This is a genomic window from Enterococcus sp. DIV0421 (assembly GCF_051713745.1).
In the GTDB taxonomy this organism is placed as follows: domain Bacteria; phylum Bacillota; class Bacilli; order Lactobacillales; family Enterococcaceae; genus Enterococcus_D; species Enterococcus_D casseliflavus.
The window spans coordinates 830,580-852,829 of record NZ_JBIOQM010000002.1 but is presented as its reverse complement, the minus strand read 5'-3'; the positions used below and the strand labels follow the sequence as shown (position 1 = coordinate 852,829).

Genomic DNA, 22,250 nt, shown 5'->3' with positions numbered 1-22,250 from the left:
ATGGATAAAATATCAAAACACAGAGACTCTTTTCTAAGAGTTTCTGTGTTCTTCCTCATATTGACAATAATCGCAAATATAAATATAAGTATTGCAACAGCGAATGAGACGACGAATACTTTAAAACTATCACTTAGTGATACTGAACATGAAACATCAAGAAATACTCTTACTCTTCCTTCTGATGTTGATAAAAAGTATACATTTGAAATTAAACTGGAAAACACTGGAGCTGGTGATTCATCAATAGCGGTCACTCCCTTTGCTTCAACTGCTATTTCAAGAGAATCCTCTATTTTGTACACTTCGAATACAGAGAACCTTCTCGATGATAAATACGACTTTTCAAATTATGTTACTATCGCTTCAGATGCTATAGACGAGGAGAATCAAATAGAAATTGCCCCTAATGAATCTGTTGGTGTCAGCATTACCATAAATGTTCCAGACGACATAGAGCTTGAAGGTACTGTAATGGGTGGAATTAATTTTAAGCAAATATTAGGTGTTCAAACAGCTGAAGACTCTATTAGTATTGCGTCTGCCTACGAGTCTATCATTTTTATCAACTTACTTTTTAGTGAAGTGGAAGAGATCAAAGACGTCGTTTATGAAGACTTCTCCTTTGTTGCTCTTCAGGACACGGTAAATCTACAATTTTATGCCCTCAACTATAATCCTATTTTAGGCAACTTAAACAATGCGCTCTATGAATTAATAAACCCCAATGGAGAAATAATTGCCTCTGGGGAATTAGCAGATTCCGTTCTTTTAACGCCGTTAACCAAATCAAGAATGCAGATCCCTTTACTAGACAATAGTGAACTTATTGAAGGCGAATACCGTTTGACAATAGAAACAACTAGAAAAGCGATCACGACTACTTTTTCTTATGAGAAAGAAGACATGGATAACTTCAAAAAAGAGAACCCTCCAACGAACACTGCCGATGTTCAGACAAATAATCAAATCCTTATCTGGATCATCTTTGTTCTCGTTGCAGCGTTGGCAGCTGCAGTCATCTATATTTTTAAATCAAAAAGAAAAAGAGAGGGCTAGTGTTGTGACCCCAAAAGTTAGCTTTTAGGACTAACTTTTGGAGGTCGCTTCAAAGCTCCTTTTTTTAGTACCACCAATTAGTCGCAAACTTATTCAGCAAAAGCACTTTTCACCTAGTATTAGAAAAAGATGTGCAAAAAAACCGCTCCTATTCAGCTAAGCGGTTTTTCCTACACTAGTTTTAAACATATCTTTTATCAAAAATCACTTCTTTTATAAAAATTGTCGCTATCTCGTACTGGCACTCTTCCTCTAAACGATCCTCATGGACAGTATCATCATTGATATCCTCAAGTGATTCTTCTTGGCTGAATGAATCATTCTCTAATGAGTCTTCTTCCTCTGGGCGTTCAGATTCATCTTCAATGCCATCGTCTTCTTGCTTTTCATCCTCTTGGTCTTCATCTGTCAAGTTTTCATCCGATGTCTCTTCTTTTTCCTCATCCAACTGATTCATTTTTATATCTTTCGTAAAGGTCTCTGAATCATCAATTGCTGTAAAAGTGACTGATAGGTAGTACTCAGAGTTGGAATCAAGGTATTCCTTTATGTTCAATGTTGCAGCTACGTTAAGAATCATTGATGCTTCATCAGTATCCTCAATCTGAATGATCAACTCTTCCGAACCGTTCACACTGTTTAGCTCTGCTGAAAATGCTTCTCCGATAGCCGTGATCGTTACGTCAAAAGTACCTTCACTGCCGTTGCTATCGACAGACAGCTGAAGATCTTGTGTGGTTTTCAACAGATAATAGTCTTCGTCCTTAAAGTCAATCGTGTTCAAATCAAAAATCAACGTTTCGGAAACCTCATCAGCTACAGCCTCTATTGTTGGAAAGAAAAATATCGCCGAAAATATGAATAACAAACTTTTTAGCACTACATGGTCCCCTTTCTGCTTTCAGAAATCACTTTTATTTGATAAATAATCATTTGCTTTAGCAAAATCGATAGATAGATAGATAGATAACTAGTAGACTAGCAATAAGACTAATTCATTTTGGCTTCCCGAAGCCATGGTTCACCAACTGAAAACTTAAACCATCTGTTAGAAGTGCTTCAAATGAAGTTTCAAGGGCTATCACCGATTCATGCTCAGATAAAGAAAGTTTAGGCTTCACTAGTAGCATCTGACAAAAAGAACATGTCCTCGATCAAATGATTAAACGACCTCTATCACTGGCAATCTATTCTCTGCTTTCCCCCTACTTTCAAACAAGGAGAAAATTTCCTGAATCATCAAATGTGCCTATGATATTTTTCTATTCATTTCAAGTGCATTTCCTTGTGGTCACCTTTAATACTACGCTCTTTTTCCGACTCAATTTATCTTCTTTTAAAAGAATGGTTATGAATTAGGATAATTGTCTGATCATTGGACGATTCCCCCCAATCACGCAACCTTCCTTCTGTATCAAAAGCATGTTTTCAGCAAAAAAAAGCCCCTTCTTATCCATTTTGATAAGAAAGAACTTTCTACGATCGTTCAATTAAAAATGATTAGCCTAACGTACAAACTTGCACCTACCTAGACAGTCTCGCGGGAAACGACTCTTACATCAAACTCTTCAATTCGACGTCTGGGTACTTATCTGCGAACCAACGCATTGCAAATTGATTTTCAAATAAGAACAATGGCTGGTCGAAACGGTCTTTCGCTAAAATGTTACGGCTTGAGCTCATACGCTCATCCAAGTCTTTCGGATCGATCCAACGGGCGATCTTGTGGCCCATTGGGGTCATAATGACTTCGGCATTGTACTCATTCATCATGCGATATTGGAAAACTTCAAATTGCAGTTGCCCGACAGCACCGATGATATACTCATCACTAAGATACGTCTTGTACAACTGGATAGCCCCTTCTTGGACCAACTGATAGATTCCTTTGTGGAAAGATTTTTGCTTCATCACATTTTTTGCAGTGACTTTCATAAAGAGTTCCGGAGTAAATGATGGCAGCTCTTCGTAAGCAACTTTTAGTTTTCCTTCATAGATCGTATCGCCGATTTGATAATTTCCCGTATCATAAACCCCGATAATATCCCCAGCGACTGCTTCTTCAATATTTTCTCGGGTGTCTGCCATAAATTGTGTCACATTGCTGAGTTTCATTTTTTTGCCAGTACGCTCAAGCGTCACGTCCATGCCTCGTTCAAAGGTTCCTGAACAAATACGGACAAAGGCGATCCGGTCACGATGGGCAGGGTTCATATTTGCTTGGATCTTGAACACAAACCCAGACATTTCTGGTTCATATGGACTGACTTCATCACCAGCCAAAGTTTTGTGACCGTAAGGCGCTGGTGCAAAGGACAAGAAGGTTTCCAAAAAGGTCTGCACGCCGAAATTCGTAAGGGCGGAACCAAAGAACACGGGTGTTTGATCGCCTCGTGCGATTTTTTCTGTATCAAAGGCATCACCAGCTTCTTGCAGTAATTCTACTTCTTCTAAAACTTGTTGGAACAGCCCATCTTCGGCAAATGGATGATCTGCAGGAAATTGTCCATTTTCATCTAGGGCAACTAAACGCTCCCCACCGTGATTGTCTGGACGGTAAAATTCGACCCGTTGGTTATGGATATCATACAGTCCTTCCAAGCCTTTCCCCATGCCGATCGGCCAATTCATTGGAAATGATTCGATCTCTAAAAGATCTTCTAGTTCTTCTAATAATTCTAATGGTTCGCGGCCATCACGGTCGAGTTTATTGATAAAGGTAAAGATCGGAATACCGCGTTTTTTTACGACCTGGAAGAGTTTTTTCGTTTGCGCTTCGATCCCTTTTGCGCTATCGATCACCATGACGGCACTATCCACCGCCATCAAGGTACGGTAGGTATCTTCAGAAAAGTCCTCATGCCCAGGGGTATCTAAAATATTGACCCGTTTGCCTTGGTAATCAAACTGCATAACGGAACTGGTAACGGAGATCCCCCGTTGTTTTTCAATTTCCATCCAGTCGGACTTTGCGAAATTCCCAGTCTTTTTTCCTTTGACCGTACCGGCTTGGCGAATCGCGCCACCGAATAATAATAATTGTTCTGTAATGGTTGTTTTCCCCGCATCCGGGTGGGAAATAATCGCAAAGGTACGGCGACTATCTACTTGTTGTTTTAATTTTGGATTATCCATTGATTCTATTGCTCCATTTCTTGTATTTACAATGCGAACAGTGTCTATTTTAACCTGTCGCTAGTTTTCTGACCAAATCAGTATATCATGGATAAGGGTGATAAAAAAGCAAAAAAAGACAAGAACCCCCTTCGACTACTCTCTTTTACAGAGTTAGGCAAAGGGCGTTCTTTCCATTTGATAGAAATAAATTAAAATGCTGGCAATAAGGTATCGCTATGGTCGTTTTCTAAAAATTCGCGAACTTTATCGCTAGTCATGGCACGGCGCAAAACGGCGATTTTTTCAGAATCTTGATTGTCTTCTCGAGCAACCAATGAGATAGCAAAGCGATCATCGATCGTTTTTTCTAAGAAAAGGGCATCGGCTGGTTTCAAACCGATTTTCGCAATATAGGTTGGGTAGTTGTATACCAAGGATACATTCGGCTCATCATAGGCTTCCGCAAGATTCAGTAAATCAACAGATAACCATTCAAAGTTTTTGGGATTTTCGGTAACGTCTTTAAGTGTTCCATTAACACCAACGCCTTCTTTAAGGGTGATCAATCCTTCTTCTGCTAAAATCGCTAACGCTCGACCTTCGTTAGACACATCATTCGGCAATGCAACTTTTGTTCCTTCTGGAATATCATTGATATCCGTATACTCTTTGGAATAAAAACCGACTTTTGCGTTGTAGATTTTATCTAATGCCACTAGGTTTGCATCTTTTTCTTCATTATACATTTGCATATATGGTTCATGTTGCGCAAAGTTGGCATCGACCTCGTCATTATTCAGCAGCTCATTGTACTGGATATTGTCATTGACTTGGACCAACTGGATTTCCCAGCCATCTTCCACTGCTTCCGCTGCAACTTTTACGACATCGGTCATTGGCGTCGTTTGCGAAGCGACCTTGATGATTTTCTCTTCGCTCGCCTCATCCGAACCCGTACCGCAAGCCCCCAATACACCTAATGCCAACACACTCAATCCTAAAACAAATCCTTTTTTCACTTTCATTCCTCCTATTTTCGTTTATCAAGTTTTCTTGCTGCTTGATTGCCAATCCCTTGCAGGATAAAGACCAAAAGAATCATGATGATAATTGCAAAATACATCACGCCATACTCATAACGCTGGTACCCATAGCGGATCGCAAAATCGCCGATACCACCACCGCCGACGATCCCCATCACTGTTGAATAAGAAACCATGCTGACTGCTGTCGTCGTTAAAGACAAAATCAAGCCGCTTCTAGCTTCCACCAGCAAAAACGACCAAACGTATTGCCATTGACTGACACCAAGGGATTTCGCCAAAAAAGAAACTTCTTCTGGGACATCCAGCAGTACTTGCTCCGTCAAACGAGCAAAAATACTCATAGCAACGATGCTCAAAGGGAAACTGGCGGGAATCGGTCCAAATGAGCTGCCTAAAAGCATCCGTGTCAGTGGGATCAACGCTACGACAAATAATAGAAACGGAAACGAGCGGATGATCGTCACAACGAGATTCAAACCCTCATAAAGAAATGAGATTTTTTTTCCACGACTGCGGCTAAGAAAGAGCCAGACACCTAGCGGTAGTCCTAAGACAATGGCTGCGAGCATCGAAATCCCCATCATGATCGCTGTTTCTTTCAAAGACTGAAGTAATTCAGGCAGATAATACAAAATACTCTCACTGATCGTCATGCAACAAACTCCTCTCCACTTTGTCCACATAAGAGCTTTCTTCGCGGACAATTGGCTGCGGATGATTGACAAATTCCGCCGCAAAGACGGCATCTTCCAATACAAACACACGTTGACAAATTTGTCTGACTGCGGTTAGCTCATGACTAACGAAAATGACTGCTGGCTGAAACGTCTGTTGAACTTTTTGCAGTAAAGCAAGTACATCGGCTTTCGTATCTTCATCCAGCGCACTAGTGGGTTCGTCACACAGCAAGATTTTCGGCTCACGGATCAACGCCCGTGCGATAGCTACTCGTTGTTTCTCCCCACCGCTCAACTTGGCTGGATAACTGTCGGCTTTGTCTTCCATCCCAACAAATGAAAGCATCTCCAACACCTTCTCCGATGATTTCCCCATTAACTTCAAGGGCAAATAGACATTTTCAAAAACGGTTCGATTGTGTAGCAGATTGTAATTTTGAAAAATCATGCCGATTTCCTGCTGCGCATGTAGCAGTTGCTTTTTGTTTAAGGGATCGATTCGTTTCCCGTCAAAGAGCAGCTCCCCACTGTCAGGTGTCTCAATTAAGTTCAAAAGCCGAAGCAACGTTGATTTCCCCGAGCCGCTTTTGCCGACGACCCCAACAATTTCCCCCGGCTGAACAGCAAAAGAGAGACCATCTAGGACGTTTCGATCGTAACGCTTTGTGATGTTGATGGCTTCTAGCATCTTTTTTCCTCCTAATCAAACAGCAACGCAAGAAATTCAGCGTTAGTCATCTGATGGATAAATTGCTCGATGGCAATATCCTTTAGCAAGCGGCTGATGGTGTTTTGTTCAAAATCAATACCTTGCAGCATCGCTTCAAGTTCACTGATCTCTTTTTGTCCAAAAAAATCACCGGTAATTTGAATCGCTGCAATCTTGCCTTTGTTGACAGTAAAATCGACTTCAGCGATCCCAACCTGCGCAAACCGCTTTCTTTTTTGCCATTCAAAAGCAGGCGCTTCATTAAAAATCCACTCATTGTTCGCGTAACGTTCTTCAAACAACGTTTGGATCGCTTGGCGATCCGCATCCGTCAAGACGATCTCTTGCTCACTGATTTCATCAATCGATTCTACTTCATAGATTCGGCAAAGGAGTGTGTCTCGAAATGCCTTGGTATCCATTGATTGGTATTGTTCTGCCAAATACGGTTTAATATTCGTCACACTTTTCCGTACGGATTTCGTTGCTTTAGAGGCAATTTTTTCTTGGGCAACGTGTAGAACTTTTGTTAATTCTTCTAGATCCACATCATACATCAATGTGCCATGAGAATACGTTCGACCTTTTTTGTATACATCGCATTGCCAGAAAATTTTTTCCCATCAATGAACAGATCATTGCGGCCATGTACTTCTACCTCCTTGGCTCCCATTGCCGCTAAGCCTTTCATGATCGGTTGGGTTGCACTTTGGTAGTCACCAAAACTCGTGGCATCTTTTTTGGTGACAAAACTAAAGCTCATGTTGCCTAGATCGTCATAAACTGCTCCACCGCCAGATGTCCTGCGAGTCAACACGATATTGCGACTCCTTAAATAGTCAAAATCAATCTCTTGATACGCATTTTGATTTCTGCCGATTATAACACATGATTTTTGTATGTATAACAGAAGACAAGGTTCTGAAACATCTACGTTATTCATTAAATACTCTTCAGTTGCCAAATTGTAACGGATATCCTCACTAAGCATACGGTAAAATTTCATTTCAAGCCCCTCGTTCTTATTAGATTTCTATGGATATTCTCGCTTTTCTTACGGAAAATTGCAATCAAACTGCTTAACGATAAGATACACGTGTTTTTTTATCTGTTTTTAAACTGTATTATTGATTAGATTTATCGTAACCGTTTCTTACAAACAAATCAAGGGGAATAAGTAAAAAAAAGGAACAAAAAAGACCAAAGCAGTTGCCTTGGTCTTTCTCATTTCATTCATGCGGAACTTTAACGGCGAGGCTCATCTTCCTCAAAATCTTTGCGGAAATAGCGGCGTTCTTCTTCTGGTTCCACTTCGCCTTCTTCTGGATCATGGAAGATTACACGGATCTTCAAGACACGTGATCCTTCCATTTCTTCAGAAATCAATTTCACGTTATCCACTTCAAAGGAAAGTTTCTCTCCTTCATCTGGAATCATTCCTAAAGCAGTGATCAAGTAGCCTGCCATCGTATCGACGTCGCTCATATGCAAGCTCATATTGAAAGCTTCATTGAAATCATCGATCAGCATCCGACCTTGGATCACGTATTCTTTATCAGAGATTTTTTCATAAAGCTCTTCGACCTCATCGGATTCATCATCGATCTCACCAACGATTTCTTCAAGCAAGTCTTCTAACGTAACTAACCCAACGACTCCGCCGTATTCATCAAGCAAGATCGCCATTTGGTTTTGGGTTTTCTTTAATTCATAAAGCAAATCATCGATAAAGACTGTTTCTGGAACAAACAATGGTTCTTGCAAGATCTGCTTGATGTCCATTGTTTCAAAGCCGTATTTGTAGGCACATTTCAAAAGATTTTTGGTATGCAAAATCCCAACGACTTTGTCTTTATCTTCATTATATACAGGAATACGAGAATAATTTTCTGCTAAAATTTCAGTCAAAATTTCTTCTACTGAGTCATTGATATCCACCATAAAGGCAGAGGTTCGAGGAACCATGACTTCACGGGCGACTTTCGTATCTAATGAAAAGATCCCTTGCAGCATCTCTAATTCATCTTCTTCGAAGACTCCTTCTGTTTCCAACATATACCGCATTTCATCACGGGTCATCTTTGTGTCTTCATCGTCAAATTCCATTGGAGTGATCCGCGCCAATAAGCTTGTTGAAGCAGATAAGAACCAGACGAAGGGTTTTGCAATAATCCCGATCGTTCGAATCACACCAGAAGTGAACTGGGCAACTTCTTCTGATTTGTTCATGGCGATACGTTTTGGATACAACTCACCGAAAACGATCGACACATAGGTCAAGATCGCTAAAACGATAATGTTCGCTAAGCTTTTAGCCGCCGTTCCTCCACCTAATAAAGGTGCCAGACGGGTCGACAAGGTATCTGCCAGAGATGCCCCAGATAAGATATTCACCAAGGTAATCCCAACTTGGATCGTTGACAAGAAATTTGTTGGATTATCAATGATTTTCAATAATTTTTGTGATTTGACATTTCCTTCTTCCGCTTTTTGCTCCACACGGTTTTTGTTGACTGAGACGACTGCGATCTCAGAGGCCGCTAGAAAAGCGTTGATCAATGTCAAAACGATCAATAATAAAATTTGCGCTAGAAGCGACTGACTCTCGGGGTCAGCATTCATAATAGCATTCTCTCCTTATTTTTTCATATTCTAAAAAAAATCGCGGGCTTAGCCCACGATAAAATCCTATCACAAAGTTTTTTTCTTTGCAATAAAAAACACCAGTCATTGATTACTCGATCAACCGTTCTTGATTTTTCTTGATTTTGTCATCTTTGATCAGACGAACAATAAAGACCACGATCGTCCGACAAATTGCGTAAAACGGTACTCCTAAGAAAATTCCCAGCAAACCTGCCAGATTTCCAGCGACCAATAAAACCAAGATGATCGTTAATGGATGGATCGCTAATGATTTTCCGATCACATTCGGGTAGATAACATTTCCATCTAATTGTTGGACGACTAGTACCACGACACAGCACAGCAATGCGCGGAACGGTTCATCAAAGACCGTTACTAAGACTGCTGGAATCAAGCCAAGATACGGACCTAAATAAGGAATCAAGTTTGTGACCCCTGCGATCACCCCAAAAAGAAAGGCATAGTTGACGCCGATCATCCAGTACCCAATAAACGTGAAGGTAGCGACAAAAATACATTCGATCGCTTGCCCACTGATGTAATTGGATAGTGTCTTGTTTAAATCACCTAGCAACCCAACAATCTGATCTCGTCTTCTTTCTGGAAAGACTGTTTTCAGATTAGGAACTAGCTTTTCTCCATCCTTCAACATATAGAAAAGGATGAATGGGACTGTAACGATGATCATCGTCGCGGAAGCAATCGTACTGACGATCGATCCTAAGCTAGTGGATAACCCACTAAGAAACTGCTGCAGCAAAGAACCATAAGAAAGATTTAGGTTTTCTAACTGCTGCGCGATATCGATTTGTTTGAAAAATGGATCATCTGCGATTCTTGAGATCCAGCTTTCCATATTTTTGGCAAATGTTGGAATATTTTCCGCCAATGAAGTAATCTGACTCACCAGATTAGGAATAACGCTGACGAAAATCAAGATGATTGCTGCTACTAATAACAATAGAACCAATATGACAGCAAACAGTCGTTTTATTTTTGTGGTTTTCATCAAAAATAGGACGATTGGATTTAGCAAATAATACAGAAAGCCAGCAATCAATACTGGTGCAAATAAAGTAGAAAAAAACGTGCCGATCGGTGCAAATAGAAAATTGACTTTACTTAACACAAACACGAGTGTCACTAAAACCAATGCTTCCAATGACCAAAAGAACAGTTTTGATTGTTTGAATTTGTCGAACAAAAGATTCCCTCCCTTTTTTATAACATTATAGTTGATTTTGTAAAAAAAAGCTTGCGACTTTAGCCGCAAAAAAAAAGAAATTTGTAAAAAAAGTGGTATACTAATAAAAATAACGGAGAAATCATAGCTGAGGTGAGTTTTTTTATGCATATCGCACAAACAAAAGATACGCTAAGTGAGATCTATTTGGCGTCATTGAAAATACGAAATCAAGTGTTCGTGAAAGAGCAAGGGGTTCCATTAGCATTAGAAGTAGATGAAAATGAGGCATTGGCTGTTCATTTCGTCTTATATGACGATGACAATGAAGCAGTCGCAACCTTACGTTTTTTACCGATCTCTGATCATGAGATGAAATTACAGCGAATGGCGGTGCCAGCTGCTCATCGAGGTTCAGGCTACGGCAGGCAGTTGATCGAGGGAGCGGAAGCTTTCATTCAAAAACAAGGAATCAAAAAAGTCACGTTAGGGGCACAGTTAACTGCCAAAGAATTTTACTTGAAGTTAGGCTATCAGCCTGAAGGCGATGTCTTTTTAGACGCGGATATGCCCCATATCAAAATGAGCAAAACCTTTTAACGAGCAGTGATTACTTAAAGCAGCGACCCCAAAACAGATTCTTCCTCTGTTTTGGGGTCGCTGCTTTTTATTCCTCTGCTTCAACGATCTCTTCAATCGCTGTCAGCAACGCTTGCGCCACCCTTTGATCATAGCCTTCACTTGTAATCACCGCTAAATCAGTGTCACTGTTCAAATAGCCTAACTCCAACAAAACTGCTGGAATATATTGCTCTCGTAAAACATAATAGTTACCAAAACGAGTGCCGTTGGAACTCAATGCCACTGAACTACTCAAACTGGAAGTGATCGTTTCTGCCATCTCTTTTGCCCCAGTATAGTAATAGTAAGTTGTCAGTCCTTGATTGCCGTTTGGTAGCTCTGAATTGTCGAAATGAATGCTGATAAATAGATCTGGTTCCTCCGAGAGTGAAGCTGCAGTAATTTCAGACAGCGCTAAATAGCGATCTTCGGTGCGTGTATATCTGACTTGAATTCCCGCTTGGGTCAGTACTTCGCCGATGGTTTGGACGGTGGCTAACGTCAAATCTTTTTCCATGATCGTTTGATCCGTTGACAGTGCCCCAGAATCTTCGCCGCCGTGCCCCGCATCAAGAACGACTATAAAGTCTGACAATTTTTTTGGAGTCTCCGAAAGTGGAACTTCTTGGATGGATGCAGAATGCTTTTCAATGTAACCCGTTATTCCATCGTCAGTTTGGATTTCAACCATCTCTTCTGTTTGACTAAGTACGGTTGCCCAACTTCCACGGTGGATCTTCCCGATGACGGTTTCTTGACTTGTTGTCTGATAGATCGATACATAATCGTTCTCACTTTCAATCGCTGCATCGTATTCTGAGGGATCCACGTAAATTTGGAACATGCTTGCCGTTTGTGCGACCTCTTCTGCTTGCGCGTCCGACTCGGTTTGAGCCGTGCTTTCTTGGGTCTCTTCTTGAACAAAATGATCATTTCTCAACACAGCAAAACCTGCCGCAAAAAGTAGAATCATGGTAGTACCGATAACAAGCTTCCCTTTTTTCTTCATTTGCTTCCCCCACTTTTTTCTTGGTCTTTCTATCATGGGACTAGCAGCTTAAACAGAACTTAAAGGCAACTGCTAGAAGCAACCCTCTCACAGCACAAAAAAACTTCAACCGAAATGGTTGAAGTTTCTCGGGAAAAATGAGCGATCCGACCCATTTCACTTATTTTTGAGACAACTGCTTGTAGCGATCATACCAAATGTCCACATACCCTTGCGAAAAGGGTCCTTTGCCATTATTGATCCAATCTACTAAAATTTTGACATTTTCTTTCAAGATAAAATCAATGTCTTGCGGATATTGCATAATCTTACTGTGCAATTCATACTCATCCACATCTAGTAAACGTTTCTCGCCATCAGGAAATACTTTGATATCAAGGTCATAATCGATATATTTCAATGCCTCTTCATCAAGTAAATACGGTGAAGCAAGATTACAATAATAGGAAACCCCCTTTTCTCGAATCATTGCAATAACATTAAACCAGTATTTTTTATGAAAATATACAATTGCTGGTTCACGGGTAACCCAGCGTCTTCCATCTGATTCGGTCACTAATGTATGATCGTTGACCCCTATCACTGAGAATTCACTGGTCTTTAAGACCATCGTATCCCGCCACGTTCGATGCAAATTGCCGTCATGTTTGTAGCTTTGAATGCTGACAAACTCTCCTTCTTTTGGAACTCGCATAGCAACCCTTCCCTCAGCAAGAAAACTTGCGTTTTGTTTGGGTGTTCATTACACCGACATCGTTAATATTATAGCAATAAAAGAAAGCTTTGCCTAGAAATCTTTATCGAGTTTCTGATATTTCTTTAATTGATCCACCAATTTCTGCTGGGGTTTTGGGAAAACATAGTTTTGAAAGGATTCTTTTGCTGCCCATTCGCTGTCTTGTAACGTGAGCTCTCCACGTTTTCTGCCGTAAAATAAAAGGACGTGCCATTTCAAATGACTAAAGATATGAGTGATTTCGCCAAAATGTCGTTTTTGCCAAACGACAGGCAGATCAGGAAAAATCTCGAGCGCATCATCTTCGGCAATCAAGTCCAACTGCAGTTGCTCCTCTTTTGCCCATGTTCGCTGCAGAGCCTCGTACTGTTCTTTCGTCACTTCTACCAAAGGAAAATGCCACATAGAAGCCAATAAGCCTGTTTCAGGTCGCTGCACGAGTAAAAACGAGCCTTGATCTTCGATGGCGCCTGCGATGTAATAGACATCTTTTGGCTTTGCTTTTTTCGATTTCACTGGAAAGTCTGTTTGTCGATTCTCCGCATAAGCAAGACAATACTGACTGATGGGACACTCTTCACATTTCGGTGTAGTGGGTGTACAGATTCGTGAGCCAAGATCCATCAACGCTTGATTAAACTCACCAGGTTCATCGGGGGAAATGATTGTTCTCATCGCCTCGTCAAATGGTCTGCGGCTGCTAGCTTTCGCAATATCTGCTTCGATACAAAATAACCGACTGACGACCCGCATCACATTTCCATCGATTGCCGGTTCTGGCAAGCCAAAAGCAATACTGCCAATCGCTCCAGCTGTGTAGGGACCAATTCCTTTTAATGAGCGAATCTCTTCAATTGATTGGGGCATTTCTCCGTCGAATTCGGCAACGATTTGCTGGGCGGCAGCCTTAAGGTTACGGGCACGAGAGTAATAACCTAAACCTTCCCAAACTTTTAAAAGCTTTTGTTCTTCGGCTGCCGCCAAGTCTTGGATCGTCGGGAATTGTTCCATAAAACGATAGAAATAGCCAATCACTGTTTCCACTCGTGTTTGTTGAAGCATGATCTCTGAGATCCAGATTGCATACGGATTGTTGGTCGCCCGCCAAGGCAGATTGCGTTTTTCTTTATGATACCAAGTTAAAAATGTTTCTTGGAACGTCTTGATTTTTTCTTCATCCCAAGTTTCCCATTGCTTACTCATCCATTACTTCCTCATCTAAAAATCGTTGTATATCATCGATGGCAAACCCTTTTTGATAAAGGCCTTGCTTGATTTTCATTTTTCGTTTCATCAACGGTAACCGCTGATGCCGCCGCATAAGTCGGGCCCCTTCTCTTTGGAGCGCTTCATTTTCTTGGTCCTCATCTTTTTCCATCGGTAATTCATCCAAAATCATCTGAATGACTCCTTGATGAAAACCTTTTTGCATCAAATGCATTTTTATCTTTTGGATCATTTCTTTATGGCTTTTGTTGTGAAAACGACGCATCGATTTTTCAGCCGTATGATAACCGACTTCAAACTGCATTTCCTCGGTATACAAAGGCAATACTTCCTGAATCACGGAATCTTTTAATCCTTTTTTTCTCAATTGCTGACTGATGACCACGGGTCCTTTATCACTCATGCGGACTTGGGTGCGAATGTAGCTTTCTCCGTAGTTTTTGTCATCGATCAAATTCAGCTCTTTCAGACGTTCAACGACTAAGTCTCGGTCTTGTTTTTCGATTTCTTTGTCTTTCAAATAGGTACGGACTTCCATTTCAGAACGCAGCTGATAGCTGATATAGTTCATGGCTTGCTGCAATCCTAAATCAACCCCCGCACTTTTTTTGATTTCTTTTAATTCTTCTTCACTCAGTTCCTTGCCTTTTAATAGCCGAAAACGGACCAAAAGATCTTCTGAGACCCGCAGCGTTTCACCTTCTGATGTCGCCACTTCATAAAATGGTCCTTTTCCTTTATTGATACGAATAATTGTATTCATCTTCTTCACCTCGCGAACGTACATTCTATTTTACCACAACTACGATGAAATTCCTTCTAATCAAGCTGAAAAAATGTGGTAAAATGAACTGACTATTTTTTTTAAGGAGTTCACATGGCAAATACACAAGTCCAGCTTGGACAAAAACTACAACTAACGATCAAACGCTTGGGGATCAACGGAGAAGGCATCGGGTATTACAAAAAGCTGATCATCTTTGTTCCCCGTGTTCTACCGGGGGAACAGGTCATTGCCGAAGTCACCAAAGCATCTCCCCGCTTTGCTGAAGCTAAGATGACCAAAATCATCAAGCCAAGCAGCGATCGCATCCAACCACCCTGCAAGTTTTACGACCGGTGCGGCGGCTGCCAATTGCAGCACTTAGTCTACGACAAACAATTAGACTTCAAAAAAGACCTATTGAAACAAGCACTTGAAAAATTTAAGCCAAAAGGCTACCAACAGTTTGAACTAAGGGATACTTTAGGCATGGATGTTCCTTGGCATTACCGCAACAAAGCACAATTTCAATTGCGTTACAACAGTCAAACCAAACGAATCGAAGCGGGTTTATACGAAATGGAGTCTCATCGCTTAGTCGCCATTGATGATTGCCTCGTACAAGAACAAGATACGCAAAAAGTGATCAACGGCATCGTCCAATTGTTGAATAAATACCAGATCCCGATTTACGATGAACGCAAGAACAGCGGGATTCTACGGACATTGATGGTTCGTATCGGGATCGCGACTGGCGAAGTTCAAGTCGTGTTTATTACCAACTCTGTCAAACTGCCGCAAAAAAATGCGCTGATTCGCGAGATCAATCAGCGCTTGCCGCAAGTCGTTTCCATCATGCAAAATGTGCAAAACAAAAAAACGTCCGTCGTCATGGGAGAGGAAACGATTCATCTTTGGGGCAAAGAAGCGATCGAAGAACGGTTGAATGAACTGACCTTCGACTTGTCCGCCCGCGCATTCTTCCAGCTGAATCCACAGCAAACCAGCATCTTGTATCAAGAAGGGTTAAAAGCCCTTGACTTGAGCAAAAATGAAACAGTCGTTGATGCCTATTGCGGTGTGGGAACGATTGGGTTGAGCGTGGCTCCATATGCCAAAGAAGTCCGCGGCATGGACATTATTCCTCAAGCAATTGAAAATGCCCAAGAAAATGCACGCCGCATTGGTGCCCAAAATACCCATTATGAAACGGGAACTGCTGAGGAGCTCTTACCAAAATGGTTTAATGAAGGCTTCAAACCTGATAGCATCATTGTTGATCCGCCAAGGACAGGCTTGGATGAACGATTATTGCAAGCTTTGCTGAAACAACCACCGAAGAAGATGGTCTATATATCTTGTAATGTTTCTACTTTAGCAAGAGACTTGGTCCAATTAGCCAAAGTGTTTCACGTAAAATATCTGCAATCAGTAGATATGTTTCCACAAACCGCCCGCTGCGAAGTAGTGGTAAAATTGACCCGCAAATAATCATTCGCCTGACAAATCATCTTGTGATCTGTCAGGCGAATATTGTTTTCGTTGTCTTTTAAGCATAACGATTAATTGATTTGTAAGACGAGGACTTTCGTGGCAATAAAGGTGTCCCCTACTCGCTGCCCATAAAGACTTACCGATCGTTCAAGATGCAGATCCGCACGAGACCCCTCCACGATTCGAGAATTATGCGATTGTGCATCATATAGAATTACTTTTATCTCAGTCTCGCTAGTAATCGTAAAGGATAATCTTTCCTCAGATGCGATCGCCATATCAAAGACTTCGCCGTCTTCCCCTGTTCCTTGAGAAATGTTGGTCAACTCCATCTCAAAACGATCACCATCAATAAGAATGAGTGTGCCCGTTTCATCTGCTTGTGCCAATTCCTCATTCGCTCGCTCTGCATCTGTCTGAGTCACTTGTTGTGCTTTTGTCTGATCGGTTTGATCGTCATTATTTTGGGTCTCGTCTCCACTTTGACTCGATTGTGTTTGCGTTTGCGGCGTATTGATTTGGTTGTTGATGGGTACGTTGTCGTTGTTTGTCTGTGGGTCATTCGCAGCAACACCGCAACCACTAAGTAATGCCACAAACAAGATAATTGCTGTTTGACTTTTTTTCATAAAAAACACCTTCCTTTTATTCATAGCGTAATGCTTCGATCGGTTTTAACTTCGACGCTTTATAAGCGGGCAAGTAACCAAAAATAGTACCGATCAGCATTGAAAATGACACACTGATCAAAATGGATAACAATGAGATCGTCATCGGATACTCTAACAGACGCAAGGCGATCAGACTGATCAACAGACCGACGAAGATGCCAATCAGCCCGCCGATCACCGATAAAACGATTGCTTCTGTCAAAAATTGCTGCAAAATTACTTTACGTTTGGCACCCAATGCTTTCTTCAAACCGATCTCTCTGGTACGCTCTGTCACACTGACCAGCATCGTATTCATTACACCGATCCCACCGACGAGTAAGGAAATGCTAGCAATCCCCCCCAGTAAAATCATATTCGATCGATTGATATCATCGGTCATTTTCTGCACTTCATCATAGTTGCGGATGGAAAAAACAAAATCTGAAGGCGGAATACTCTTGGTCAATTCATGGCTGGCTTGGACGACTGCTGATTCTAAGACGTCCGCATTCGTCGCCTGAAACAGCACTGTTGGCCTTTGGTTGAGCTTTCCTTCGACGAAACTTTGGCTGCCTCGAGGGATGAAAACATATTTCCCTGACAGTTGCTCCGTGTCAGAAACAGCTACGCCAACGATGCGAAAGGGTGTCCCATTGATTTCAATCAGTTGATTGATAGGATCACGATACGAGAAAAAAATTTCCGCCAAATCTTTCGTAATCACCGCAACTTGTTTTTGTGTCTGCAATTCGGTTTCAGTCATTGCTCTGCCAGCAAGGATCGTATGGGGCAAAATTTCAAAGAACCCGCGATCCATGCCTAGCACTATCGTATCGGTTTGCTGGTCTCTTTGGAAAACTGTCAGATTGGCTTCATAGAACAAGCTAACGTTCTTGGCGTGATCAATGGTCAGCAACTTTTGCAGCTCTCCTTCTGATAGTTGCGGGGCGTAATCAGGCAAACGATCATTTCTGCCGCTTTCGCCCGCTAAAAAAGCACTTCTGGCGTCATATTCGATCCGCATCGAGTTAGTATCACCACCAATCAGCTGCTTTTTCATGTTCTCAGTATTTCCGTTGATGATACTCACAATGGAAATGATGGAGGCAATCCCGACAATGATTCCTAGCATCGTCAACAAGGAACGCAAACGATGCTGGTAGATTGCGTGAATGGCTAAGCGAATATTTTCGGTCATCTTGTGCCCTCCTCAACAACTTCACCATCTTTAATGACGATTTGCCGCTTTGCATAGTCCGCGACTTCTTGTTCGTGGGTAATCAAAACCACTGTTTTTCCTAGATGGTTCAGCTTAGTAAATAGCGCCATGATCTCATGACTATTAGCGGTATCTAAAGAACCCGTCGGCTCATCCGCTAAGATCACATTTGCTTCTCCTGCTAATGCCCGAGCGATCGCTACTCGTTGTTTTTGCCCCCCTGACAACTGATTGATCCTAAAATCGATCCGATCCCTCAATCCGACACTTTCTAAGGCGTGAATTGCTCGAGTCGTTCGTTCTTCCTGATTGACACCAGCATACAAGAGCGGTAAGGCAGCATTTTGTAAAACGGATAGTTTGGGCAACAGTTCAAAATTTTGAAACACGAAGCCGATTTTTTGATTGCGGATTTCGGACAGTTCATCTTCACTCATTTGACTGGTATTTTTACCATCAAGTAGATAGCTGCCCATTGTTGGCGTGTCTAAACAGCCAATGATATTCATCAAGGTCGACTTGCCTGATCCTGATCGGCCCATGATGGAAACAAACTCGCCAGTATTGATTGTTAAGTTGATTTTTTTCAAAACTTGAATTTCGCTAGTGCCCTGTGGGAACGTTTTGTAGACATCAATCAGTTGGATCATTTGGTCTCACATCCATTCCTTCTTGAATCCGAACTGTTGGGAAGACGAGCGCCACTTGCATATCCAGTTCACTTTCTAACAGATACATGGCTTCATCCGTTTCATCTTCCATGATTTCCACGGACAGTTTACTGATTTTATGGTCCTCAACGACGTAGATGAAGGGCCTATCTTCTTCATAAAATACGAAAGATTTGGGCAGCTTGATCGCGGTTTGCTCTTCCTCAATGCGTTCTACAAAACAATGGATGCCAATACTAGGTGGCTCTTCACTTTCATCTAAAACGACCTCAAAACTAAATTGCGACAAATTAGGGTTTGCGCCTTGTTCTTCAACCACTACAGAAGGCTCTTTCATATCCCCAACTCGGGTGATCTTTCCAGTCCATCGCTGACTGCCGCCATTACGGTCTCTAAGTTCAACTTTTTGACCAGGCTCAAGTTGATTGCGGCGAAATTCATCCACAGTCCCTTTTAAAAAGAGCCGACTGGTATCAACGATCGTCATAAAAGGATTCTCTGGAGCCGCTTCACTTGCGCTTCGATTCATTTGTCGCTCGTCCACGTCTTTAACGATTCCATCAATTTCGGCTTCCACGACGTCTGAGCCATGTTGCTCTTTGACTGAACGTAGTTCTAATTCTGCCCGTTCCAGCTCTAATTCGGCATCGCCAATGCTGCTTTCCAAGTTTTGCGCTTCTAGCAGTAATTGACTTTGCTGCATTTCCAAATCGGTTTTACGATCTTCCAGCCCTTCTTTGTCCTCTTCTTCCGCACTGGCAATTTTTTGTTTCGTCTCCTCCAGCTGATTCGTGACCTTATTGTATTGTTCCCATTTTTGATTCGTTTGCCGTCTTGCTTGTTCCACAGCTCTCGAGCGATTTGCCGTCGCCTGTTCTGCTTCTTTAATGGCCAAAGCCCCCTCAGGGTTAGAGTAAACAAAAAGAGCTTGCCCTGCTTTGACTTGATCCCCTGCCTCTACTTTTTTCTCAACAACTGATCCTCTTGAGCTATCCACCTTGACTTCAACCGTTCTTGCTGGTTCAACGACTCCTACTAAGTAAAAATCTGCTCTCGGTTGCAGATCTTGCAAAGTTATTTGAGTGATGGAAGGTTCTTCACGACGAGCAATCCCCCAGGCACTCGTCCAGCCTAAACTGCCGATGATCAGTAAACTACTGATGATCATGAAACTCTTTTTTGATTTGTTCATATGCTTTCTCAAACATCTCACCTTCCTGATTGGTTAATCGAATGACCACCTTTATTTAACCATTGAATCAATTTGCGTTTTGAACGTTTCTCTTAATATCTGCTGAAGATTTCTTAAGAAAATAGAATTTTTCCATTCTTTTTTTATTAATATGAAGAATTCTTAAGAAGAATTAGCTATTCGCTCCTACTCCTCTTTGCTATAATCAAGAAAGAATCAAGAACGAGTTAGAAAGGACTGTTTCATGCGTAGTAAATATTCTTCATTTGTCTTTTTTCTGGTTGGCTTCTTCTTATTGGTAGGAGCCTTATGGCTATTAAAGGAAACGAGACTCATTCAAATGGTGCTGGATAATTTTTTGTCAAACCTTGTTACAGATGGCGTTGTAGAAACAAGTGATGGCGAAGGCGGGATGATCGTTGGTACCTTTGTCGACTGGCGCCCTATTAAACAATTGTTCTTGGCATTCTCCTTCTTTCTCGTTTTTGCCGTTACCTTGATTTGCTATTTTAGTTATCGTTATGTTTCAAGGAAAAAAATTGCAAGGATCGCCGAAGGAATTCAGCTCTTTTTCTCTCAATCGGAAGCAAGTTCGACGGGCAGCCTAGCGATCGATCATGAATTATTAAAAATAGAAGATACGATGAACCGCAATGAGGCTCTTTTAAAGGAAGAAACACAGCGCACCAAGGACTTGATCACCTATTTGGCACATGACTTAAAGACTCCCTTAGCTTCAGTGATCGGCTATCTCAATCTATTGTTGGATACGAAAAACTTGACCAATGAACAAATGACGCAATCCTTGACGATTGCTTTAGAAAAGTCTGAGCGTTTGGAAACGCTGATGAATGAATTTTTCGACATCACCCGTTTTAATCTGCAAGACATCCAATTGTATCAACGGGAACTTGATTTCGTCTTCTTACTGAAGCAAATCCATGAAGAATTCTATCCGCTGCTGAAAGAAAAAGAACAAACCATCTGCTACTCTGGACCAGAGAGCTTGAAATTAAAAGCCGATAGTGAACAGTTGGCGCGAGTGTTAAACAATCTGTTAAAAAATGCCATTGCCTATGCGCCTGATCAAACCACGATCACAATGCAGCTAACCGTGGACGAACAAGCAGCAACTTTTATCCTAGCGAATCAAAGTGAGCCGATCGAACAAGAACAATTGGAGGCATTATTTGAAAAATTTTATCGTCTGGATCAAGCTCGTTCAACCAAGACAGGTGGAGCAGGTCTCGGATTGGCGATCGCCAAAGAAATTATTTTGGCGCATCAGGGAACGATCCGAGCTGCTAGCAAGAACAATGAGATTCAAATGATCGTCACATTGCCTTTAGCGACAAATCAACATGAAAAAACTAGAAAGTCAGTTAACTGAAAAGGAAGGTCAATACGAGTGGAAAAGATACTTTTAGTTGAAGATGAAAAAGAAATTTCAGATTTGATTGCCTTTTATTTACGAAACGAAAATTTTTCTGTCATCACTTGTGCAGATGGTCATGAAGCTCAGGTACAGATCGAGCAAAACAGCTTTTCTTTGGCGATTCTTGATGTCATGCTGCCAGATATCACAGGCTTTGACCTGTGTAAAATCATCCGCAAGAAGCATCATTACCCAATTATTATGTTGACAGCTAAATCTGAGGAAATCGATAAGATCACTGGTTTGACAATTGGTGCCGATGATTACATCACCAAGCCCTTTCGTCCGTTGGAAGTGATCGCTCGGGTGAAAGCTCAGATACGCCGCTCGACTCAATACAACGGCTCAGATCAAAACAAATTGATCGTGAGGGAGTTGGAATTAGATGTCAATAAGCGAAAATGTTTCTTGCAAGAAGAAGAACTTTCCCTGACGCCCATCGAATTTTCCATTTTAAAATTATTGATGGAGCGAAAAGGCCAAGTGGTAAGCTCTGAGGAAATGTTTCAAGAGGTTTGGGGCGAAAAATATTACACGTCTTCCAATAATACCATCATGGTCCACGTTCGAAACCTTCGGGAAAAAATGCACGATACCCACAAGAAGTCCTCTTATATCAAAACCGTTTGGGGGATCGGCTATAAAATTTAACATCAAAAACCGTCCTTTCATTGTACGAAAAGGACGGTTTTCTTGGGACTGAACACAAGTAAATCGAGAAACATAGAAAAAAGCCAGAACTGATTCTTCAGTTCCAGCTTTTTTTATTTAGAAACCTGCAACTGCAAGCTTC

Annotated in this window: 20 protein-coding genes and 1 pseudogene; 5 read left to right on the top strand and 16 right to left on the bottom strand. The window is 41.5% G+C overall.

Annotation, left to right across the window (positions count from 1 at the left end):
• Window positions 1-1,059, top strand: coding sequence for a WxL protein peptidoglycan domain-containing protein (locus tag IGI96_RS15165; protein WP_086338304.1), 1,059 nt, complete (start codon window positions 1-3; stop codon window positions 1,057-1,059).
• A 181-nt stretch (window positions 1,060-1,240) separates the two neighbouring features.
• On the opposite strand, the gene IGI96_RS15160 is transcribed toward IGI96_RS15165, so the two are convergent.
• The 8 genes and pseudogenes from IGI96_RS15160 to IGI96_RS15125 form a co-directional block, all read right to left on the bottom strand.
• Window positions 1,241-1,939, bottom strand: a complete 699-nt coding sequence (locus IGI96_RS15160; protein WP_086338305.1) for a hypothetical protein — start codon at window positions 1,937-1,939, stop codon at window positions 1,241-1,243.
• A 674-nt stretch (window positions 1,940-2,613) separates the two neighbouring features.
• Window positions 2,614-4,194, bottom strand: a complete 1,581-nt coding sequence (locus IGI96_RS15155; protein ID WP_005225872.1) for a peptide chain release factor 3 — start codon at window positions 4,192-4,194, stop codon at window positions 2,614-2,616.
• A 191-nt stretch (window positions 4,195-4,385) separates the two neighbouring features.
• Window positions 4,386-5,201, bottom strand: a complete 816-nt coding sequence (locus IGI96_RS15150) for a MetQ/NlpA family ABC transporter substrate-binding protein (RefSeq protein ID WP_016610206.1) — start codon at window positions 5,199-5,201, stop codon at window positions 4,386-4,388.
• 5 nt (window positions 5,202-5,206) lie between these two features.
• Window positions 5,207-5,875: a methionine ABC transporter permease gene (locus IGI96_RS15145; RefSeq protein WP_086338306.1), complete on the bottom strand. Its 669-nt coding sequence runs from the start codon at window positions 5,873-5,875 to the stop codon at window positions 5,207-5,209.
• Window positions 5,862-6,587 (bottom strand): methionine ABC transporter ATP-binding protein, encoded by a 726-nt coding sequence (locus tag IGI96_RS15140; RefSeq protein ID WP_086338307.1) that lies wholly within the window; start codon window positions 6,585-6,587, stop codon window positions 5,862-5,864. The genes IGI96_RS15145 and IGI96_RS15140 overlap by 14 nt, the downstream gene beginning before the upstream one ends.
• Before the next feature lie 11 nt (window positions 6,588-6,598).
• Window positions 6,599-7,614: pseudogene (locus IGI96_RS15135) on the bottom strand (lipoate--protein ligase).
• Window positions 7,615-7,853: 239 nt separating this feature from the next.
• Window positions 7,854-9,230, bottom strand: a complete 1,377-nt coding sequence (locus IGI96_RS15130; RefSeq protein WP_005225867.1) for a hemolysin family protein — start codon at window positions 9,228-9,230, stop codon at window positions 7,854-7,856.
• 112 nt (window positions 9,231-9,342) lie between these two features.
• The gene (locus IGI96_RS15125; RefSeq protein WP_010748066.1) at window positions 9,343-10,458 is read right to left on the bottom strand and encodes an AI-2E family transporter; all 1,116 of its coding nucleotides are present in this window, start codon (window positions 10,456-10,458) and stop codon (window positions 9,343-9,345) included.
• 144 nt (window positions 10,459-10,602) lie between these two features.
• Here IGI96_RS15125 and IGI96_RS15120 point away from each other — a divergent pair, with 144 nt between their 5' ends.
• Window positions 10,603-11,037, top strand: a complete 435-nt coding sequence (locus IGI96_RS15120) for a GNAT family N-acetyltransferase (protein ID WP_086338309.1) — start codon at window positions 10,603-10,605, stop codon at window positions 11,035-11,037.
• Between the two features lie 67 nt (window positions 11,038-11,104).
• On the opposite strand, the gene IGI96_RS15115 is transcribed toward IGI96_RS15120, so the two are convergent.
• The 4 genes from IGI96_RS15115 to recX all read right to left on the bottom strand — a co-directional run bounded on the left by IGI96_RS15115 (window position 11,105) and on the right by recX (window position 14,793).
• Window positions 11,105-12,067 carry an N-acetylmuramoyl-L-alanine amidase gene (locus IGI96_RS15115; protein ID WP_086338310.1) on the bottom strand — a complete coding sequence of 321 codons (963 nt, stop codon included), beginning with the start codon at window positions 12,065-12,067 and terminating at the stop codon, window positions 11,105-11,107.
• Between the two features lie 160 nt (window positions 12,068-12,227).
• Window positions 12,228-12,761 carry a nucleoside tri-diphosphate phosphatase gene (gene ntdP / locus IGI96_RS15110; RefSeq protein ID WP_005225863.1) on the bottom strand — a complete coding sequence of 178 codons (534 nt, stop codon included), beginning with the start codon at window positions 12,759-12,761 and terminating at the stop codon, window positions 12,228-12,230.
• 93 nt (window positions 12,762-12,854) lie between these two features.
• Window positions 12,855-14,006 (bottom strand): A/G-specific adenine glycosylase, encoded by a 1,152-nt coding sequence (gene mutY, locus IGI96_RS15105; RefSeq protein ID WP_086338311.1) that lies wholly within the window; start codon window positions 14,004-14,006, stop codon window positions 12,855-12,857.
• Complete coding sequence (gene recX / locus IGI96_RS15100) at window positions 13,999-14,793, bottom strand: recombination regulator RecX (protein WP_176323962.1); 795 nt, start codon at window positions 14,791-14,793, stop codon at window positions 13,999-14,001. Before recX ends, mutY begins: the two co-directional genes overlap by 8 nt.
• A 114-nt stretch (window positions 14,794-14,907) precedes the next feature.
• On the opposite strand from recX, the gene rlmD reads away from it, so the two are divergent.
• The gene (rlmD, locus tag IGI96_RS15095) at window positions 14,908-16,284 is read left to right on the top strand and encodes a 23S rRNA (uracil(1939)-C(5))-methyltransferase RlmD (protein ID WP_060792780.1); all 1,377 of its coding nucleotides are present in this window, start codon (window positions 14,908-14,910) and stop codon (window positions 16,282-16,284) included.
• Window positions 16,285-16,355: 71 nt separating this feature from the next.
• On the opposite strand, the gene IGI96_RS15090 is transcribed toward rlmD, so the two are convergent.
• Genes IGI96_RS15090 through IGI96_RS15075 form a run of 4 tightly spaced genes read right to left on the bottom strand, consistent with a single transcriptional unit; the run spans window position 16,356 to window position 20,022 of the window.
• Entirely contained in the window at window positions 16,356-16,916 is a 561-nt protein-coding gene (locus IGI96_RS15090; RefSeq protein ID WP_176323963.1) for a hypothetical protein, read from the bottom strand.
• A gap of 16 nt (window positions 16,917-16,932) precedes the next feature.
• Entirely contained in the window at window positions 16,933-18,138 is a 1,206-nt protein-coding gene (locus IGI96_RS15085; RefSeq protein ID WP_086338314.1) for an ABC transporter permease, read from the bottom strand.
• Complete coding sequence (locus IGI96_RS15080) at window positions 18,135-18,809, bottom strand: ABC transporter ATP-binding protein (RefSeq protein ID WP_086338315.1); 675 nt, start codon at window positions 18,807-18,809, stop codon at window positions 18,135-18,137. The genes IGI96_RS15085 and IGI96_RS15080 overlap by 4 nt, the downstream gene beginning before the upstream one ends.
• Window positions 18,793-20,022 carry an efflux RND transporter periplasmic adaptor subunit gene (locus IGI96_RS15075; protein WP_086338316.1) on the bottom strand — a complete coding sequence of 410 codons (1,230 nt, stop codon included), beginning with the start codon at window positions 20,020-20,022 and terminating at the stop codon, window positions 18,793-18,795. Before IGI96_RS15075 ends, IGI96_RS15080 begins: the two co-directional genes overlap by 17 nt.
• Before the next feature lie 244 nt (window positions 20,023-20,266).
• Between IGI96_RS15075 and IGI96_RS15070 the strand changes: the two genes are divergently transcribed.
• Together IGI96_RS15070 and IGI96_RS15065 are read left to right on the top strand one after the other, a co-directional pair.
• On the top strand, window positions 20,267-21,412 hold the full coding sequence (locus IGI96_RS15070) for a sensor histidine kinase (RefSeq protein WP_086338317.1): 1,146 nt from the start codon (window positions 20,267-20,269) through the stop codon (window positions 21,410-21,412).
• An 18-nt stretch (window positions 21,413-21,430) separates the two neighbouring features.
• Complete coding sequence (locus tag IGI96_RS15065; protein ID WP_005225854.1) at window positions 21,431-22,108, top strand: response regulator transcription factor; 678 nt, start codon at window positions 21,431-21,433, stop codon at window positions 22,106-22,108.
• The last annotated feature ends 142 nt before the right edge of the window (window positions 22,109-22,250 follow it).

Excerpts from the sequence above, each read along its gene's own strand:
- IGI96_RS15165 (WP_086338304.1), top strand. The coding sequence starts at position 1 with ATGGATAAAATATCAAAACACAGAGACTCTTTTCTAAGAGTTTCTGTG.
- IGI96_RS15085 (WP_086338314.1), bottom strand. The coding sequence starts at position 18,138 with ATGACCGAAAATATTCGCTTAGCCATTCACGCAATCTACCAGCATCGT.
- IGI96_RS15075 (WP_086338316.1), bottom strand. The coding sequence starts at position 20,022 with ATGAACAAATCAAAAAAGAGTTTCATGATCATCAGTAGTTTACTGATC.
- IGI96_RS15150 (WP_016610206.1), bottom strand. The coding sequence starts at position 5,201 with ATGAAAGTGAAAAAAGGATTTGTTTTAGGATTGAGTGTGTTGGCATTA.
- IGI96_RS15120 (WP_086338309.1), top strand. The coding sequence starts at position 10,603 with ATGCATATCGCACAAACAAAAGATACGCTAAGTGAGATCTATTTGGCG.
- IGI96_RS15115 (WP_086338310.1), bottom strand. The coding sequence starts at position 12,067 with ATGAAGAAAAAAGGGAAGCTTGTTATCGGTACTACCATGATTCTACTT.
- mutY (WP_086338311.1), bottom strand. The coding sequence starts at position 14,006 with ATGAGTAAGCAATGGGAAACTTGGGATGAAGAAAAAATCAAGACGTTC.
- IGI96_RS15070 (WP_086338317.1), top strand. The coding sequence starts at position 20,267 with ATGCGTAGTAAATATTCTTCATTTGTCTTTTTTCTGGTTGGCTTCTTC.
- IGI96_RS15090 (WP_176323963.1), bottom strand. The coding sequence starts at position 16,916 with ATGAAAAAAAGTCAAACAGCAATTATCTTGTTTGTGGCATTACTTAGT.
- IGI96_RS15155 (WP_005225872.1), bottom strand. The coding sequence starts at position 4,194 with ATGGATAATCCAAAATTAAAACAACAAGTAGATAGTCGCCGTACCTTT.
- IGI96_RS15145 (WP_086338306.1), bottom strand. The coding sequence starts at position 5,875 with ATGACGATCAGTGAGAGTATTTTGTATTATCTGCCTGAATTACTTCAG.
- rlmD (WP_060792780.1), top strand. The coding sequence starts at position 14,908 with ATGGCAAATACACAAGTCCAGCTTGGACAAAAACTACAACTAACGATC.
- ntdP (WP_005225863.1), bottom strand. The coding sequence starts at position 12,761 with ATGCGAGTTCCAAAAGAAGGAGAGTTTGTCAGCATTCAAAGCTACAAA.
- IGI96_RS15080 (WP_086338315.1), bottom strand. The coding sequence starts at position 18,809 with ATGATCCAACTGATTGATGTCTACAAAACGTTCCCACAGGGCACTAGC.
- IGI96_RS15130 (WP_005225867.1), bottom strand. The coding sequence starts at position 9,230 with ATGAATGCTGACCCCGAGAGTCAGTCGCTTCTAGCGCAAATTTTATTA.
- IGI96_RS15140 (WP_086338307.1), bottom strand. The coding sequence starts at position 6,587 with ATGCTAGAAGCCATCAACATCACAAAGCGTTACGATCGAAACGTCCTA.
- recX (WP_176323962.1), bottom strand. The coding sequence starts at position 14,793 with ATGAATACAATTATTCGTATCAATAAAGGAAAAGGACCATTTTATGAA.